General features: G+C 70.9%; 14 protein-coding genes. 1 reads left to right on the forward strand and 13 read right to left on the reverse strand.

Annotated elements, in window-relative coordinates:
• Nucleotides 1-4: 4 nt before the first annotated feature.
• Together ACAX67_RS15745 and ACAX67_RS15750 are read right to left on the reverse strand one after the other, a co-directional pair.
• Nucleotides 5-706, reverse strand: a complete 702-nt coding sequence (locus tag ACAX67_RS15745) for a hypothetical protein (RefSeq protein ID WP_370704819.1) — start codon at nt 704-706, stop codon at nt 5-7.
• Nucleotides 703-2,181: a type IV secretory system conjugative DNA transfer family protein gene (locus ACAX67_RS15750; protein ID WP_370704820.1), complete on the reverse strand. Its 1,479-nt coding sequence runs from the start codon at nt 2,179-2,181 to the stop codon at nt 703-705. Before ACAX67_RS15750 ends, ACAX67_RS15745 begins: the two co-directional genes overlap by 4 nt.
• A 65-nt stretch (nt 2,182-2,246) precedes the next feature.
• Here ACAX67_RS15750 and ACAX67_RS15755 point away from each other — a divergent pair, with 65 nt between their 5' ends.
• Nucleotides 2,247-2,429, forward strand: a complete 183-nt coding sequence (locus tag ACAX67_RS15755) for a hypothetical protein (RefSeq protein ID WP_370704821.1) — start codon at nt 2,247-2,249, stop codon at nt 2,427-2,429.
• Nucleotides 2,430-2,458: 29 nt separating this feature from the next.
• Here ACAX67_RS15755 and ACAX67_RS15760 read toward each other — a convergent pair whose 3' ends face one another.
• From ACAX67_RS15760 to ACAX67_RS15810, 11 genes are all read right to left on the reverse strand, one after another.
• Complete coding sequence (locus ACAX67_RS15760) at nt 2,459-2,998, reverse strand: hypothetical protein (protein ID WP_344059192.1); 540 nt, start codon at nt 2,996-2,998, stop codon at nt 2,459-2,461.
• Between the two features lie 140 nt (nt 2,999-3,138).
• Nucleotides 3,139-6,279: a VldE C-terminal domain-containing protein gene (locus ACAX67_RS15765; RefSeq protein WP_370704822.1), complete on the reverse strand. Its 3,141-nt coding sequence runs from the start codon at nt 6,277-6,279 to the stop codon at nt 3,139-3,141.
• A gap of 28 nt (nt 6,280-6,307) precedes the next feature.
• The gene (locus ACAX67_RS15770; RefSeq protein ID WP_370704823.1) at nt 6,308-7,843 is read right to left on the reverse strand and encodes a putative type IV secretion/conjugal transfer ATPase; all 1,536 of its coding nucleotides are present in this window, start codon (nt 7,841-7,843) and stop codon (nt 6,308-6,310) included.
• Nucleotides 7,843-9,348, reverse strand: a complete 1,506-nt coding sequence (locus ACAX67_RS15775) for an SCO6880 family protein (RefSeq protein ID WP_370704824.1) — start codon at nt 9,346-9,348, stop codon at nt 7,843-7,845. The genes ACAX67_RS15770 and ACAX67_RS15775 overlap by 1 nt, the downstream gene beginning before the upstream one ends.
• A 74-nt stretch (nt 9,349-9,422) precedes the next feature.
• Nucleotides 9,423-11,393: a type IV secretion system protein gene (locus ACAX67_RS15780; RefSeq protein WP_370704825.1), complete on the reverse strand. Its 1,971-nt coding sequence runs from the start codon at nt 11,391-11,393 to the stop codon at nt 9,423-9,425.
• Complete coding sequence (locus ACAX67_RS15785; RefSeq protein WP_370704826.1) at nt 11,390-12,166, reverse strand: hypothetical protein; 777 nt, start codon at nt 12,164-12,166, stop codon at nt 11,390-11,392. Before ACAX67_RS15785 ends, ACAX67_RS15780 begins: the two co-directional genes overlap by 4 nt.
• Nucleotides 12,166-13,032, reverse strand: coding sequence for a hypothetical protein (locus tag ACAX67_RS15790; protein ID WP_370704827.1), 867 nt, complete (start codon nt 13,030-13,032; stop codon nt 12,166-12,168). Before ACAX67_RS15790 ends, ACAX67_RS15785 begins: the two co-directional genes overlap by 1 nt.
• Nucleotides 13,032-13,325: a hypothetical protein gene (locus ACAX67_RS15795; RefSeq protein ID WP_011755687.1), complete on the reverse strand. Its 294-nt coding sequence runs from the start codon at nt 13,323-13,325 to the stop codon at nt 13,032-13,034. The genes ACAX67_RS15790 and ACAX67_RS15795 overlap by 1 nt, the downstream gene beginning before the upstream one ends.
• A 39-nt stretch (nt 13,326-13,364) precedes the next feature.
• A complete protein-coding gene (locus ACAX67_RS15800) occupies nt 13,365-14,219 on the reverse strand; it encodes a hypothetical protein (protein ID WP_370704828.1) in 855 nt (284 codons plus the stop codon).
• Nucleotides 14,216-14,449: a hypothetical protein gene (locus ACAX67_RS15805; RefSeq protein WP_370704829.1), complete on the reverse strand. Its 234-nt coding sequence runs from the start codon at nt 14,447-14,449 to the stop codon at nt 14,216-14,218. Before ACAX67_RS15805 ends, ACAX67_RS15800 begins: the two co-directional genes overlap by 4 nt.
• 49 nt (nt 14,450-14,498) lie before the next feature.
• Nucleotides 14,499-15,452 carry a hypothetical protein gene (locus tag ACAX67_RS15810; protein WP_370704830.1) on the reverse strand — a complete coding sequence of 318 codons (954 nt, stop codon included), beginning with the start codon at nt 15,450-15,452 and terminating at the stop codon, nt 14,499-14,501.
• Nucleotides 15,453-15,763 lie beyond the last annotated feature (311 nt).

The raw sequence follows: 15,763 nt of genomic DNA on the forward strand, positions 1-15,763 counted from the left end.
TGCATCACTCGCGGGGTCCCTTCTCGGTGCGGGTGCGCGGCTGAGCGCCGCCCAGCTCGTCGTCGTGGATCTCGCCGGTGTCGAGGTCGACGAGGCCGAGCCGCGGTGGACCGTCCGGCGACTTTTCGTGTGCCCGCCGGTTGACGGGCAGAGCGTCGATGTCTTGGGCAAACGTGTTCTCGCGGCGCTGTCGGCTGCCGTCTGCCAGGTGCTCGCTGTGGCGCGGCTTGGCCGGCCAGCTCTTGTGCTCGTCGTCGCAGTGGGTGCGCAGCCTGTTGCGCATCCGGTCGGTGAACGCCGGAAGGCAGTAGCGGTGCCACTCCTCGAGCGCGTCGCTGGTCATCGCCAGGCCGGCCCGCCGGCGCTGGTCGGCAAGGACGGCGATCTCGTGGACCAGGTGCGGGTGCAGAGGCCAGCAGCTGGGGATGAGCCCGGAGACGTCCCAGGTGTACTCGCGGTTGAGCCAGATCACGACGTCCTCGAGCCACTCCCACAGGTCGTGACGCAGCTCGGGGTCCAGGCAGGTTGCCGGCTCCCAGGGCCGCGACAGCAGCCCGTGGTTGCCGAGGGCCTTCTTCTCCTCCTCGGTGCCGTTGATGGCGATGTGGAGCTCGCGGTAGGCGAGCCGGACGTGGTCCCCGGGGACGGGGAACGGGAAGACCATCAGCGTGGGTGCCGTCCGGCGGGTCTGCTGCTCGGTGGTCACAGTTCACTCCTTGCGTGGTCGGTCTCGTCGTCGACGAAGCCGAGACGGCGTGCCTCGACGAGCGCCGCGGTGGCTCGGGCCTCGGGGGTGATGACCATGCGCCGGTCGATGGTGAGGCGCTCGCGCAGCGCCCGCTGGTCGGCCAGCAGGCGTTCCCCTGCCTTGCCTTCGACGCAGCGGTGCAGCTTGGCGATGATCGGCTTGCCGTTCTCGGCGACGACCAGAGCTTGGCGTTCGGGCAGTTGCCGGACCTCCTCGGGCCGCATGATCGGGATGTCGTCGCCGGAGAAGCTGCGCCCACCGCCACTGGCTCCGCCGGTGGAGTGGGTGACCCGCCCGATGCGGACCGTTCCGAGGAGGTCGGAGATCTCCTGGTTGAAGGCGACGTCCTTGGAGCCGCCGAACATCACCAGGGCGTTGGTGAGGCCGAGCAGTGCTCGGGCCTCGTGCTCACCGAAGATGCTGGTCAGCTGGGGCCGAGTCTGGGCGGCCCAAATGAACGACAGCCCCAGGGCGCGCTCGTTGGCCATTCGGGTACGGAGGGTCGGAAGCGGCGCGGTCGACGGCAGCTCGTCGAGCACCGAGACCAGGGGCGGGCACAGCCGGCCGCCCCACGGGGAGCTGTTGGCCAGCAGCAGGCCGGTGTCCAAGACGTGCTCGGCCACGGCGGTCATCAGCGGGCTGGCCGAGGCGTAGGGGTCTTCGCGGCCGAGCAGGTAGATGGTGCCGCGTCGACGGATCACGTCGGCGAGGTCGGTGGCGGGACGTCCGGGGCTGGGAATGCAGCGGCGGCGGATGTCGGCCTGGAAGAACAGCGAGACCGCCTGCTGCACCGTGGTGACGGTGTTGCCGGCGGTGCGGTCGTCACCGTTCAGCGCACCGTGCAGGAGGCCGTGCCAGAACGGCTCAGCGTGCGGGTGCCGCCGCAAGATCTCCATCGGCTGGGTGGCTGCGGTGGGGTTGGCGACCCACTGCAGCACGTCCTCGAGCGTCCTACCGGTCAGCGCCGCGGCGTGGAAGTAGCCCTGCAGCACCTTCGCGGACTCGGCGGCGTAGAACCGCGCAGCATCGTCGCCGGTGCCGCCGGTGATCGCGCCCTTGACGGTGCCGGCGGTGAAAGCCTTGGCGCGCCGCTCGGCGACCTTGGGGTCCACGCAGCCGGCGATCGGGTCCCAGATCAGCTCGTCGACGACGCCCTCGGCCAGTCCGAAGGGGTCGAGCACCACGCAGGGCCGGTCGTCGCGGGAACGCTCGGTGAGGCTGAGCAGCAGGTCCTCGACCTTCGTCAGTGTCACCAGGGCGGCACCCGGAGCGCCGAGCAGCGCAGGGGTGAGCAGGTCGAGGGTCTTGCCGGATCCCTGCGGGCCGATTACGCCGGCGGTGCGGTCCCACGGCACCCACAGCTCGCCGCCTCGCGGCTCGTGGGCATCACCGATGCGCCAGCCCACGTCCCAGGGGTCGAACCTCAGCTTCATCGCGCCACCTCGAGAACGGTGTCCCCGCTCGGGGCGAGGCAGCGACGGCAGATCACCGCACGGCCGTGGCGTTCTTCTGCTCGGCGACCGAGGAGCGGGAAAGAGGCGTCGGACAGCAGGTCGCGCGCCTCGCAGAGGAGTTCCACCTGGCCGGCAGCCACGTAGTAGTGGCGCTCGACGAGGACCGGCCGGTGTCCGCGGCGGCGACAGCTGATGCCGCTCCGACGGCGGCCGCAGGTGCGAAGTGACGGGTTCCCGTGCAGTGGGGTCTCGTTGCTCATCGGTCTTCCTTCGTTCGGCGGCCGTCCAGGAGCCACGGGCTGAGGCCGTGGCCCAGCTGCGGGCCGGGTTGTTCGGTGAGGTCGCCGGCGGTGCGCTGGACCGGTGCCGGTGTCGCGGCGGCGTGCTTGCCGTAGAGGTCCGGGCGGACGATGCCGGCGACCTTGCGGAGCCGGGTGACGCCGAGCAGCTTCTCGGCCTCGGCTGCGGTCGCCATGCCTCGCATGCGGCCCGGGCCCCAGCGCTGGTAGGCCCGCGCGCCGAGCCAGATGGTCGCGGTGAGCAGCGCGACCTCGGCCAGGGCGAGGCTGACCCAGACCAGGCCGCTACCAGCCAGACCGTCGGACGTGGGGCTCGGCAGCCCGGCGTCGGCGTGTCCGCCGAGGACGCCAGGAAGGCTGGTCCAGAAGGCGGTGCCGATGGGTGAGGGGAACGCGCCGGCGTTGGCGTCGGGCCATGTCCATCCGGCGCCGGCGAGCAGATTGGCGACTGATCGTCCGAGCTGGATGCCGATGACACTGACGAACAGGGTCGCCAAGGCCACCGCTACGGGGATCTCCCAGGTCCACGGGTAGGGGTCTCGTCGTCGCTCACGCTGCATCGGTCTCGCCACCTCCAGGCGGTCGTGGGTCGTTGGGCCTCGCTGGTCACCTATGTGCCGTCAGTGCTCCGGTGCGATCACACGGCGCGGCTCGGGCGTGATGCGTTCTCTGCGAGCCAAGCCGAGGGATCGACGTTGTCGGGGCCGTAGATGAAGCCGTTCTTGAGGTGGACCTCGAAGTGGAGGTGGCAGCCGGAGACGTTGCCCTCCTTGCCGATCTGGCCGATCGGCTCGCCGGCTGCGACGGTCTGGCCGCGGCTGACGCTGACGGTCGCCATGTGGGCGTACCACGTGGTCAGGGACCCGGCGCCGGTGGTGACCTTGACCAGCTGCGGCCCAGCCCAGGAACGCTGGGTGGTGTCGATCTCGATGGTGCCGGCGTGGGCGGCGTAGACGGTGGTTCCGCAGGGTGCGGAGAAGTCGGTGCCGGTGTGCCACTTGGACCAGTACGCGCCGGTCTCGTGCCAGTTGTGGTTGTCGGTTCCGACGTACTGCGCGCGCACCGGATAGACGACCTCGTCGCAGGAGGCGCCCTCGAGGCCGACCGGCTGGACGGAGGCGCCGGGCTTGACGTTGATGTGAACATGGTCGAGGTGGTTCTCGGTAGCGCTCCCCCGATCCTCCATCGGCCGCCAGCCCTCGCCTGCGCGGGCGACCGACCAGATCCGCTGGTACCAGATGATGTAGTCGATGCCGAGCTTCTGGGCATTGGCCTTGGCGTAGGCGGCGAGACGGTCGCCCTGCGCGCGGGCCGCCGCGCTGAGTGGCACCATGAAGTCGGCCGCGAGCCCGGCCGGGTGGCCGTTGGGGTCGGTGGCGCTCTCGCGGTAGCCGCCGACGGTCTTGATGTCGAACATGGGGCCGAGGATGTTGACCAGCTGGGTCAGCTGCGGCTTGACCGGGCCGAGGTTGTACTTGGCCTTCGCGGTGTCGGAGTCGACTGCGCACCCAGCGCTGCTGCTGGCGGTGGTGGCGGTCACCAGCGGGTGGTCAGCGATCTTGCTGGCCTGGGTGCTGGTGTCGACCGCGGCGCTGGCCCAGGTGAGGTTCGCGCCGTAGACGTGGTCGATCGGCGCGTCCTGCTTGGGCTTCTTGCAGGGGTCGGCAGAGCCGCCGAAGGCGTTGCTCAGCTCAGGGGTCAGTGCGCAGTGCGAGGAGTTGTTGCCGTCCTTGCCGTCGTTGAAGTCGCCCAGGATCACCGCAGGGGTGCCGGTGCCGGCGAGCTCGGTCATCGTGGCCAGCTGGCGGCGCAGCGCCTCCTGGCGGTGCCCGGCGGCGTTTCCTTGAGTGTTGGCCGGGTTGTGGATGCTCCAGACCCAGATCACCTGCCCGGTGGTCGTCGAGGTCAGCTGCACCAGGGGCATGCCGACGTCCTTGCCGCCGAAGTACGGGATGTCGACGAGGCGCCCGTCGGTCTGCTCCCACTCGTTGCGGTCCCAGATCACCCGGTTCTGTGCCTTCCCGCTGGCCGGGTAGATCCCCCACTTGGCCGCGTACTGGTTCTCCAGCGCCTGAGCCTGCGGGCCATGCACCTCCTGGAGGCCGGCGATCGTGACGCCAGCGTTCTCGATCGTGCGCATGGCGCCGGGCAGTCGCTTGTCCCAGGTGTCGTACCCGGGCCGCTCCCCCGGCTTGTCGGTGTGGCCGGCGCCGAGCAGGTTGAGGGTGCCGACGGTGATGGGGTTGACGGTCTCGCCCTGGCAGTTGGCGACGTTCGTGGTGGAGCCGTCGTCGGGCAGGTCCGGCAGGTCGCCGCCGAGCAGATCGGTGATGTCGCCGGCGACGTCCTCCCACTGGGCGTAGGCGTCGGGGTAGCCCGAGTCCTGGACGGCCTGCACGGCCTGGGTGAGCGGCATGTTCTGCCAGCCGGGGATGTCGAGGAGGCCGGGGTTGCCGGTGTGCTGGGCCTGGCCGAAGAACGCGCGGGCCGCGAGGACGGGGTTGGTGATCTCGGCCCGGCTTCCCCAGCCGGCCGAGGGGCGCTGCTGGAACAGGCCGCCGGAGTCGCGGTCACCTCCGGTGAGGTTGACCAGCTTGGACTCCTGGATCGCGGCGGCGATCGCGATCTGCAGCCCGTAGCGGGGAATCTCGAGGTCGCGGGCGACCTGGGCGATGGTGATCGCGTTGCGGGCCTGCTCGGCGGTCATGGTCGGGTAGTTGGACGCGAACCGCAGCCGCATCAGCTGGGCGAGCACGTCGCCGGCCGGCGGCTCGGCGGACGTCCGGGCGGTGGTCGCCGCGGGCACGATCCCGTCGGTCGTGGTGGTGGTCTCAGGCGCGCTCTCCGGGCCGGCTCCGTTCATCGCGATGCGAGCCGAGAGCCAGTGGTGATCCGACACCATCGTGCCGTCCCAGCCCTGCTCGAGACGGGCGCCCTGGTGGTGCGGGAAGAAGATGAAGTCGACGCCGTGGTTGTGCCATCCGTAGCCGGCGGCCTTCATCTTCGCGGCCGCCGTCCAGGGGATGTCGGTGTAGGAGGCCTGGGTGTTCATGTCGCCGCCGATCAGCACCGGACCGTGGGCGGCCAGCGAGTTGCGCAGCTGCAGCAGGATGTCCATTCCGGCGCCGTACTGCTGGGGCCGGGTCAGCGGCGGGTTGCCGTGCTGCTTCGGCCAACGGTGCGGGTTGGTCATGTGGTGGGTGGAGACCACCGAGACCACGGAGCCGTCGGCGCGGCGCAGCATCACCCATGTCGCGAAGCGGCCCCACGTGACCGGACGCCCGTCGTAGAATGTCTTGTCGTCGTCGACGAGCTGGACCCGGCCGCCGTTGACCTTCGTCCAGGTCGAGCTCTTCCAGAGCACGACGTTGCCCATGGCCTGCTCGGTGCCGGTGCCGGCCGGGGCTGCCACCCGGAAGGCCGAGTAGCCCGGCGTGGCGGCTTCGATCTGCTCCAGGCTCCAGCCGCTGGCCTCGTTGAGTGTGACGAACTCGGGGTTCTGGGACAGGACCTTGGGCATGGAGGCCCGGAACCCGTCGAGGCCGGAGCGGCGCGGGATGTTGGCCTGCGCCATGGTGATCTTGCCGTTGACCGGGCCGCCCACCGGGCCGTCGATGGCTCCGAGGTCACCGAGCTCGGTAGGCACGGTGCCTTGGCTGCTCTGGGTGCGGCACTCGGCGGCCGCGGTGGTCGTCATCACCACCATCAGCGTCACGAGGAACGGCAGCCCCATGAAGATGATCAGGACGGGCAGTCCCGCGAGCAGCAGCTTCTTCATGACAGGTCAGTCCCGAGGTCGCGCGCGCTCAGGCGGCGGATTCGATGGCCTCGTTGGTGTAGTAGAGCTTCTTCTCCAGCGGGTGGAGCACCGTTTGGACCTTGTAGGTGGCGTCGCCGATGCACCACAGGGCGCGGCCCTTGTCCTGCATGGCCCACCCGGAGACGAGGTCCTGGGCGATCGGGCCGAGCCCGAGCATGGAGTCGAGCTCGCGGGCGACACGGGGCTTCTGGGCACCGAGGATCTTGATGTCGGCCAGCTCGAGGAGGTCCTTGGCGATCATCGCGGCCTGGGAGTCGGCGTCGCCGACCGAGAGCAGGTCGGAGGGCTTGTGGAGGTTGCAGAACTGGATGTCGCCGCCCTTGCCGGCCATGCCGCGTGAGAGGCGCAGGTCGGCGTCGAAGCTCGCCACTGCGGCGGTTCCGAGGCGCATCTGCTTCCAGACCTCGTCGCGCACCACGATGCGCAGGTCGCCTGGCTCGGCGATCTCCCGCAGACCACGCCCCCAGGAGTTCATGCACAGCAGCGCGATGCCCACGGCCTCATCGCCCAGGCCGTCGAGCCGGGAGAGGCTGAACGATTGGATCGGGGCCCGCCAGTCGACCTCGATGTTGGTGAAGTCGTCGAAGAGGCCGGCGAGGGTGCCGGTGACCAGCTCGCCGAGCGCGTTGCGCAGCAGCCGGGTCTCGTCGAGGAACTGGCGGGTGTTCGCGTACTCGCAGGCCCGGACGAGCTCCTCGGTGGGGTTGCGCAGCAGGTCCCACAGCCGCGGGATGGTCGTCTCCTGCAGGACGCTGTTGCCGGCGGCGTAGCCGGTGAGGATCGCCAGCGCGTTGCGCACGACGTCGCTCTCGTCGGGGCCGAACGGCACCCGGCGCTCGTCGTCGATCTTCATGCTGCCGACCAGGCCTCGGACCAGGACGAGCCACCGCTTGAAGATGATCGTGGCGCGGCGCTGCGCCTCCTCGCCCGAGAGCTTCTCCCACCCGTCGCCGAGCGGCCCCATGGACAGCGGGTTGACCCGGGCCCAGAAGCCGGGGGCGATGACGAAGGGTTCGACACCGAGCGCGCGGCACAGCGACTCGTACTCGTCCTTGACGTCGCCAGTGACCAGGGTGCGGTAGCCGAACGGCATCATCCGGGTGCAGAACGCCTTGGTGGTGCCGGACTTGCCACTTCCCGGCTTGGCGAACTGGAAGATGTTGGGGTTGGTCGCAGGTACGTCGTCGCGCAGCACCCAACCGAACGGGTCGCAGTAGAAGCTGCCGCCGGAGAGCTGGTCGACGCCCATCTGGGCGCCCGTCGGGGGCAGGGCGGGAGCGGAGACGAAGGGCCAGAACACCGGGGCCTGGTCGCTGGTCATCCGCCAGGCCATCGCCGGGGCGGTGGCGGCGGCCCAGCCTCGGCCGCGGCGGGTGGCACCGCGGCGCGGCGCGTAGCGGAAGAGCCGGGGCTCCTTGGCCTCCGGGGCGAGCGTGGGGATCGTGGGCAGGTCGTGCCCGAAGTCGGAGAGAAGGGCAGCCATGTCGCGGCCGCCACGGCGGTTCCGGCGGGTGGTGGTCATCAGGCGTCTCCGCTCCGGGTCAGGCTCGTGCCGAGGGGGATGGTGGACGCGGCGAACCCGACGTCCTGGGCGAGGTCGAGGCGCAGCGGTGCGAACCCGGCGCGTCGGACCGAGGCGTCCAGGCGGCGCCCGAACTCGGTGATCCGCATCGACTTTGGGACGGTGACCGTGCACACGCCGTAGGGCCGGGTCAGCGAGTTGCCGCGGGCCAGCTTGGCGTCCAGGCCGCGGGCCTTGTGGGCTTCGTCGCGCTGCTTGGCGCGGGTCTTGCGGCCGAGCTTCTCGTTCATCCCCTCGGCCAGGTCGGCGGCCCACTCGGCGTTGCCGGACTGCCGGTCGGCCTTGGTCTGGGAAACGATCGGGTACGCGACGACGAACGATCGCCGCTCACCGAACTCGCTGGGGGTGAGGATCGGTGCCAGGGCACCCATCGCGACGCCGCGGGTCGGCAGCTTGATGGTGGAGCTGACCGAGTTCCAGGCGTCGTGGCTGTAGTGCCGCACTGCGGCGTCGGCACCCGAGGGGCCGGCCATCGCCCACGGGACGTCGGCGTTGACGCTTGGGTCCTTCTCCCGCAGCGAGAGGGCCTCGACGATGCCGGCGCGGTCGCCGGGGGCGAATCCGGTCCGGCAGGCCAGCGCGAGCTCGGGGCTGGTGAGCCAGCGCACCGTCGTCATCCCCATCGGGCCGCGCAGCTGGGCCTCGATCTCGGCCATGAGCAGGTAGAGCTCGCGGCAGCGGCCCTCGAAGCCGCCCCCGGACTCTCTGGCCGACCTCGCGATCCGCGTCTCCGGGACCAGGATCGTCACGAACTGCTCGGTGCGCACCGATGCCTGGGTGAGGCCGTGGGCCAGGTCGCTGTTGACGACCTCCGACAGCTCCGGGGCGTTGGGGCGGCGGTGGCGGTGGACCCACAGGTCGCGCTCGGCGCCGTCCTCGGGGACGGTGCGCACCATGAAGAGGATCTCGTCGACCTTCTCTGTGCGACCGGCGACGTCGAGCAGCCCGGCCAGGGCCTCGCCGTAGCGGGCGCGCTCTTCGGTGTCCTTCATGCCGATGCCGGGGTGCACGATCGAGGCCGTGACCGCCCAGGTCTTCATGGCGTGGTCCTCGATGATCGCTACGCGCTGCAGCTGCGAGCCGTGCGGCGGGCCGTCGTGGATCTGGACGCCCTGGAGGACCCCGGGCAGGTCCGGGGTGTCGACGTCGTCGCCGCGGCCTTGGGTGGCCTTGGCACGGAACGAGGTCCAGCCGAACAGGCCGCCGACGGCGTACATCGTCGAGGCGAACACCCAGCCGGTGGCCGAGCGGCCGCGCACCGGGATCACGGTGATGGCCAGCAGGAACACCCAGACCAGGGCGAACAGAAACGCGGAGAACCACGCTCCGCGGCTGATTGCCCAGAACGCCGGCAGGCTGGCCAGCGCCAGGAACATCAGCTGGCCTCCGGAGAGGCCGAAGAACCAGCCGATGCGGTCGCGCTGGTAGTCGGCGTAGGTGGTCATCGTCGGCTTCCCTTCTGGCCAGTGAGGTCGGTGGGTGTCGATCGGCGCTCGAGGTGGGGCGGTCGGCGCATCGGTTACACCGCCACCGGTGTGATGCCGCCAGCTGCCGCGCCGGCGCCGCCGGCACCTCCTGCTGCTCCCCCGCCGCCGGCGGCCGGGGTCTTGGGAGCGGCGTCAGCTCCTCCGCCGCCCTGGCCGCCGGGTCCGCCGCCGAGTTCGCCGCCGGTCGGCAGCGTCGGCGGGGTGGGCGGCGCAGGAGGCGTGGGCGGGGTCGGCATCGACGAGTCCTCGTCGCTCTGGTCGCCGTTCTGCGACCCGGGGTGGGTCCCGCCCTGGCCGCCGGGCTGGCCACCGGACTGCCGTCCACCCAGGCCGCTGAAGTCGGGGCCGTAGATGCTCTGGCCGACACCGGCCTGGTTGGACTCGTCCGACATCAGCGAGGTCGCCTTCGCGCCGGCGGAGTTGATCCAGCCCATGCCGGTCGACAGGGCCTGGCCGACCGGGCCGAAGCTGCCTAGGGCGCCCTGGGTCGACTTGCTAAACCGGTCGCCGGTCGAGGCTTCGGCGCTCTGCTCGCCCGAGGAGCGGCCGTTGGCGTCGGTGCTCGACGCAGCCGACGAGCCGCCACCTGCGCCGCCGCCGCTGAGCAGGCCCTGGAGGCCGCCCTGGATGGCCATGCCCTGGCGGAACGACGCGCCACTGGGGGTGCCGGGGTCGACGAAGGCCAGGAGCTTGAACAGGGACAGCGGGGCAACGACGCTGATCAGGATCGTCATCACGGCCGGCAGCGCGGTGCCGAACGCCTTGGCGGTGTCCTCGGCCAGGTGAGCGGCGACTCCGTTGGCGAACTGCACGCCGATGCCCAGCACCATCACCATCAGCACCGGGGTGAACGCCGCGGCGTGGAACCAGCGCAGCGACTTCCAAAACCAGGAGCGGGTGAACTCCGAGACCAGGCCGGCGGCCGCGAGCGGCCCGGTGGCGGTGAGCACCAGCAGGGACGCCGCACGTGCCAGGTAGACCAGGACGTGCCCGATGGCGGCCAGCCACAGGAGGATTCCGAGGAAGGCAAGAGCGGTGGCCACGCCGGCGTCGGTGATGTCGTCGATGCCGAGTCCGCCGAGCGGGTCCCAGTCGGGCCAGGTCTGCACCTTGAGCAGCGACTTCATCAGCGCCTTGGTCAGCGCCCCGCAGGCCGCGATGATCATGACGCAGTACCCGAACCAGCAGGCGCACACCAAGACGAACTGGCCGGACCCGATGAAGGCCCGGGCGAGGCTCTTGCCCTCGCGCTTGAAGGCCGCGGCGCCGAGCTGGATCATCGCCAAGATGACCACCAGGGCCAGCGCCAGCCACAGGGTGAAGGCGTAGACGTCCTTGCCCGGGCCGTCGGCGCTCAGGTCCGGAGTCAAGAACAGCTCACTGAACGTGAGCACGATGCGCAGCACGAACAGGCCGGAGTTCCAGATCGCGAGCATGGCCGCGGTCCAGGCGTCGGCCGCGGCCTTGGCGATGACGTCGCCGATGGCCTCGAACGGGTTGGGGATGTCGGCCAGCCCGGGGATGCCGCCGCCGAAGAGGTCACCGACGTTCGGCAGACCGGGAATCCCGGGCAGCCCAGGGACGCCCGGAAGCCCGGGCAGTCCGCCGATGTTGCCGCAGATCGCGTCGAGGATCCCGCAGCCGTCGGGGAGAAGATCTCCCGCGCCGTCGAGAAGGTCGCCGGCACCGTCCTTCACATCGCCGGCGGCGTCCTTGCCGCAATCGATCGGGTCCTTGGCGCAGTCGACGGCGTCGCCGCCGAGATCGCACAGGGCGTCGGGCCCCGGGCAGCCCATCTTGAGCTTGCGGGCCGGCCAAGTGCCGCTGGTCGCCACCGGGGCGACTGGAGCGAGGTGCGTCGTGCTGGCGGCCGGCTCGCCGGCCGCTGCGGCGGGAGGCTGGAGGGTTGAGGCAGCACCGAGGACCGTGGTGAGCACCAGGAGCGCCAGGGCGGCGATGCCGAGTCGGCTCGCCCCGCGCACGGCGGTGATGACGGTGCTCACTGGGGAGCTCCGTTGATCCGGATCCAGCCGGCCTTCTCGAACTCGGGGGTGCCGGGCGCCACCGCCTGCGGCTGGCCCTCCGAGACCAGGTGCTCGATGTCCGCTTCGCTGCCCTGGACCAGTCGCCAGTCACCGTCGAGCCACCGCATCAGCTGGGTGCCGGCGTAGAGGCTGTCCTTAACCTGGCCGCCGGCTGTGGTGAGGGTGACGTAGCTGAGCAGGTTCACCGCGTAGTAGCCGGTGTCGAGCTCCTCGAGGGTGTAGGCGACCGGGGTGACGGCGTACGACGCGGGGGCGGGCACGTCGCCCTCCTTCGCGACGCCGGCCTGCTGGCGGCGCAGCGCGACCGCGGCGCGGGAGCGCTCCTCGAAGACGGCCTTGTCCTCGGGGTTGGCGTAGAGGCGGGCGACGGTGACGGCCTGGTCGTAGTCGAACCCGAGCTGTGCCTTGGCCAGCTCGACCTGCAGCGCCACGGCGCCCAGGTCGGTGGCCGGAAATCCGGTCGGGTAGCCGTCGACCTGGTCGTCGCCGATCGGGATCACGACGCCGTCGACCGGCGCGGTGTCCGGTGCGACCTGCTCGACCGATGCGTTCTCGACCGTCTGGCTCGAGTTGCCCCCGCCGGTGGCGTCGGGGCCGCCGGAGTCGTCGTCGGCCCGGGTGCGAGCACCGAGCCAGACGACGGTGGCCACCACGCAGGCGATCGCCACCAGGATGCCGATGCGCACCAGGGTTGCCCGCGAGTCGTCGTTGCCGGTCGTCAGGTTCTTCATCAGTGGTCCCCTTCGATGTGGTCAGGGTCAGTGGTGTCGTCGGTCGACCAGGTGCGCCAGCCGGCCTCGTGGGCCAGCTGCGTGCCGGGCCAGGTCGCGGGGGCGGGTGCGGGCGGGGCGCCGGGGGCGACCATCCAGCGGCCGCCGACCCACTGCATGCGCTCGCAGTGGGCGAAGGCGATTTGGCCTTCCTGCTTGTAGGAGGCAGTGACCTTCATCAGGACGCAGACGGTGGTCCAGTCGGGCCCGTCGGTGCCCTTCACGAGCGCGGCGGCCGGCTCGAGGGAGACCCAGGAGCTGGGGTCCTTGACCTCGCCCATTCCCGTGCTGGTCAAGAAGGCCCGGACGCTGGCGGTGATCCACCACTCCTCGGCGCGGACCCCGCCGGGCAGGGCCCAGGCGTTGTAGACCTCCGCCGCCGTGGTCAGGCTCATCGACTGCAGCACCGCGAGGTCGACCTGCGCGAGCTGGCCGATCGCGCCCTCGGGGGTGTGCGGGAACCCGGTCATCACGAACGCCGGTCCGTTCACACCGTTGCCAGCCGGGACCTTGATGACGGGCGCCTTGGCGCTGGTGGTCTCGGCCGGGAAGGCGGCGCTCTCGGGAACCGCCAGCATCGGCTCGGCCGCTACCTCGTCGCGGTGCACGGCACCTTGGGCCACCGTCGACCGATCGGTCTCGCCGGTGGCGACGTCGGTGTTGGCGCTGGCTTCCTCGCCGATCCCGGCGACGGCCAGGTAGACCGCGTAGGCGAGGCCACCGAGCAGGAGCACAGCCACGACGACGGCGGCGACCAGGATTCCGAGCAGGCGGCGCCGGCCCCACTCCGTGGCGCCTTCGGCCTTCTTCGTGGCTGCGCGCCGCATCAGATGCAGCCCTTGCCGAGGATCCCGTTGAGCATGCCGGGCAGGACCAGGTAGGCGATCGCGCAGGCGAACACGACCACCACCGAGATCACCCCGACCTTGGAGGCGTGCGGCAGGGAGAACACGCGGCCGGCGATGATCGCGCCGATGGCGATCACGATGCCGAGGCCAAACAGGACGATGACGCCCCAAAGCACGTAGCTGGTGATCTCGTTGGTGGGTCCGACGGCACCCGGCGGCGCCTTCGGGCAGACCTGGGCGGCCATCGGGAGGAGAGCGGTCATGACGTCCATGGGTGGACTTCCTTTCTGGGTTTGCTGACCCGGTGCGGGTCAGGCGCTTTCGCTGGTGTCGGTGAGCAGGTGGGCGGGCTCGAGCAGCTGACGGGCTGCCGAGATGAGGGGGGCCGGGACGGGCCGGGAGTCCAGGCCGTTGACCGCTAGCTCGCGGTCCTCGGGGATCTCCACGCACCGGTCCGCGACCAGGACGCGACGTACGGCGGGGCCGCCGGCGTGCTCGAGGCCCCGGGGCCACTTCGTGCGGCGCGGCCCACGCACGGCGAGGGCGATCTGCTCGGGCTGCCAGTGGTTAGCCAGCAGCTCGAGCGCGACCGAGGCGCGGCGCATCCCGGAGACGGTGGCGGTGGTGACCAGGACGATCTGGTCGGCGGTGCGGACGGCCTCGGCGAGCCAGCAGTCGGTGGCCAGCAGCTGACCGGCTTCCCAGCCGACGTCGAGGATCGTCAGCTGGGTCTCGTTCTCTGCGTCGATCGGCAGCGGGATCTCGTCGACGCCGGCGAGGACCTCGCTGGCCCGCTCGAGCAGGACGTGGTCGCGCTTGCCCTGACGCCAGTCGGTCGGGTGAAGGCCGAGCTCGGCGGTACTTGCCGCGGCGAGACCAGAGGCGGTGACCGAGCAGCACTCGATCACCCTGACCGGGGCGGCGGCGGCCAGGCCGGCTGCCAGGGCGATGGTGCTGGCTCCCACCGACCCGGCGCATCCGAACACGGCGATGGTGTGCTCCCCCACGGCTGGCGACCAGCCTCCCGCGGCGGCGGTGCCGCGGCCGCGGGGTCCCTTGCCGGTGCCGGCGCCGGCGCCGGCGCGGAACTCGCCGGCGTTCACGGCGTCCCAGGCTCGCTTGAGCTCGTCGACGCCGACCGGGCGGCTCGAGGTCTGGGTGCTCACTTGGCCTCCCCGATACCGCCGCGGCGGAACTTGAGCGCGGCACGGACCTCAGCCGGTGTCAGGCTTGCCAGCTCTGCCTTGGCGGCCTGGACTTCGTGCAGTTGGGCGACGCAGCCGGTGAGCTGCTCGATCGCCTCGATCTCGCGACCGGCGATCGCGAACAGCTCGGCGATCTTCTCCGGCGTCCGGCACTCGCCGTCGTCCTGGGTGTTTGTCATGGGCTTCACCACCTCCAGTCGCCTATGTGTCGTGGGGCGGTGGGAGCGATCACGATTGCGGTCATTCGTCATGGCCGAACTTCCTCGGGACGGCCGCGGCGAGGGCGCGCATGCTGCGCGAGCCGTGGCGACGGACGGTTGCCTCGGACACCCCGACCCGCGGCGCGACCCGGCTGGACACCTCGTTGCTGAGCAGGCCGCCGTAGCCGCGAGCGAGGTTGCGGGTCTCGACTCGGTCGGCCTCGTCGACCAGGCACAGCAGCAGGTACCGGTCGGCCGGGCTGATCACCTGGTTCTCGCAGGCCCACGCCAACAGCTCGAGGAGCTCCTCGGTAGCCGACGGCTCCTCCTGCTCGGGACCGGCGTCGGCGAGGATCTCGGGACGGTGGAACAGGGCGCCGGCAACCCGTTCGGTCGGCATCGCGGCGGCGCTCCACGCTCCTGCGTCGCCGTCGGCCAAGTCGCCGGACGAGAAGGACTCCACGAGGGTGGTGTTCGCCCACGTGCGGTCGGCCCGGGAGACGTAGAAGAAGTCACCGACCTCGCGGAGGACGCCGACGCGGGTGTTGATCAGGATGTTCGCGGCAACCTTGCGCAGCCGGCGCCACTTGAAGGTCCGGACCTCGATCCACAGCTGGGAGGCCACGAGCTCGTCGATCCGCTCGACGGCCGACCAGGAGCCTGCCGCGACGGGCTGGCTGTCGCGAAAGACCTCGCGGGGAGGGAGGGTGCTCAGCCAGCCGGCCAGCCGACACGCGCCGGGCAGTAGGCACTTGGCGAGCGCGGCCGCAGCGGCGATGTCGTCGCCGCCATCGGGAGCCGCCAGCATGGCCAGCGCCAAGAGGACCTCGTCAGAGGCTGCGCTGCCCACCGAGGGCAGCCAGGCCCGGAGGTCCTCGAACTCCTCGACGACTCCAAGCCGTGGATCCGCGGCCACCCAGGCCGGCCACTTCTGGCGGGCCTGGTCGAGCAGTTCGCTGTTGTCGTCGAGGCCGAGCTGGTCACCCACACTCATCGCACTCGCTCCTTTCGTCCGTGGCTGTGCACGGCAGAAAGGTCGCGAGCGGGCGTCCCCGCATCCGTCCCCCAAACCCCTGATTTGGAGGGGGACACAGAGGGGGGACGCGCGTTTCCGCAGGTCAGAGGGCGTCCCCCCGAAAGTTGCAGAAACTTCTTGACCAGGGTGGCGCGAGGCCTGTTGTCGAGATGCAGCGAACGTTGAACAACTCGAATCTTGTTCAAAGAGCACTGGGCCGCTGGACTTAACGCGGCCGACATTCGCGACACGCGGACCAGCAAGTTCGGGGCATTGCGTCGAACGACAGC

The sequence above is a fragment of the Nocardioides candidus genome (genome assembly GCF_041321175.1).
In the GTDB taxonomy this organism is placed as follows: domain Bacteria; phylum Actinomycetota; class Actinomycetes; order Propionibacteriales; family Nocardioidaceae; genus Nocardioides.

Excerpts from the sequence above, each read along its gene's own strand:
- ACAX67_RS15750 (WP_370704820.1), bottom strand. The coding sequence starts at position 2,181 with ATGAAGCTGAGGTTCGACCCCTGGGACGTGGGCTGGCGCATCGGTGAT.
- ACAX67_RS15765 (WP_370704822.1), bottom strand. The coding sequence starts at position 6,279 with ATGAAGAAGCTGCTGCTCGCGGGACTGCCCGTCCTGATCATCTTCATG.
- ACAX67_RS15770 (WP_370704823.1), bottom strand. The coding sequence starts at position 7,843 with ATGACCACCACCCGCCGGAACCGCCGTGGCGGCCGCGACATGGCTGCC.
- ACAX67_RS15775 (WP_370704824.1), bottom strand. The coding sequence starts at position 9,348 with ATGACCACCTACGCCGACTACCAGCGCGACCGCATCGGCTGGTTCTTC.
- ACAX67_RS15785 (WP_370704826.1), bottom strand. The coding sequence starts at position 12,166 with ATGAAGAACCTGACGACCGGCAACGACGACTCGCGGGCAACCCTGGTG.
- ACAX67_RS15790 (WP_370704827.1), bottom strand. The coding sequence starts at position 13,032 with ATGCGGCGCGCAGCCACGAAGAAGGCCGAAGGCGCCACGGAGTGGGGC.
- ACAX67_RS15795 (WP_011755687.1), bottom strand. The coding sequence starts at position 13,325 with ATGGACGTCATGACCGCTCTCCTCCCGATGGCCGCCCAGGTCTGCCCG.
- ACAX67_RS15810 (WP_370704830.1), bottom strand. The coding sequence starts at position 15,452 with ATGAGTGTGGGTGACCAGCTCGGCCTCGACGACAACAGCGAACTGCTC.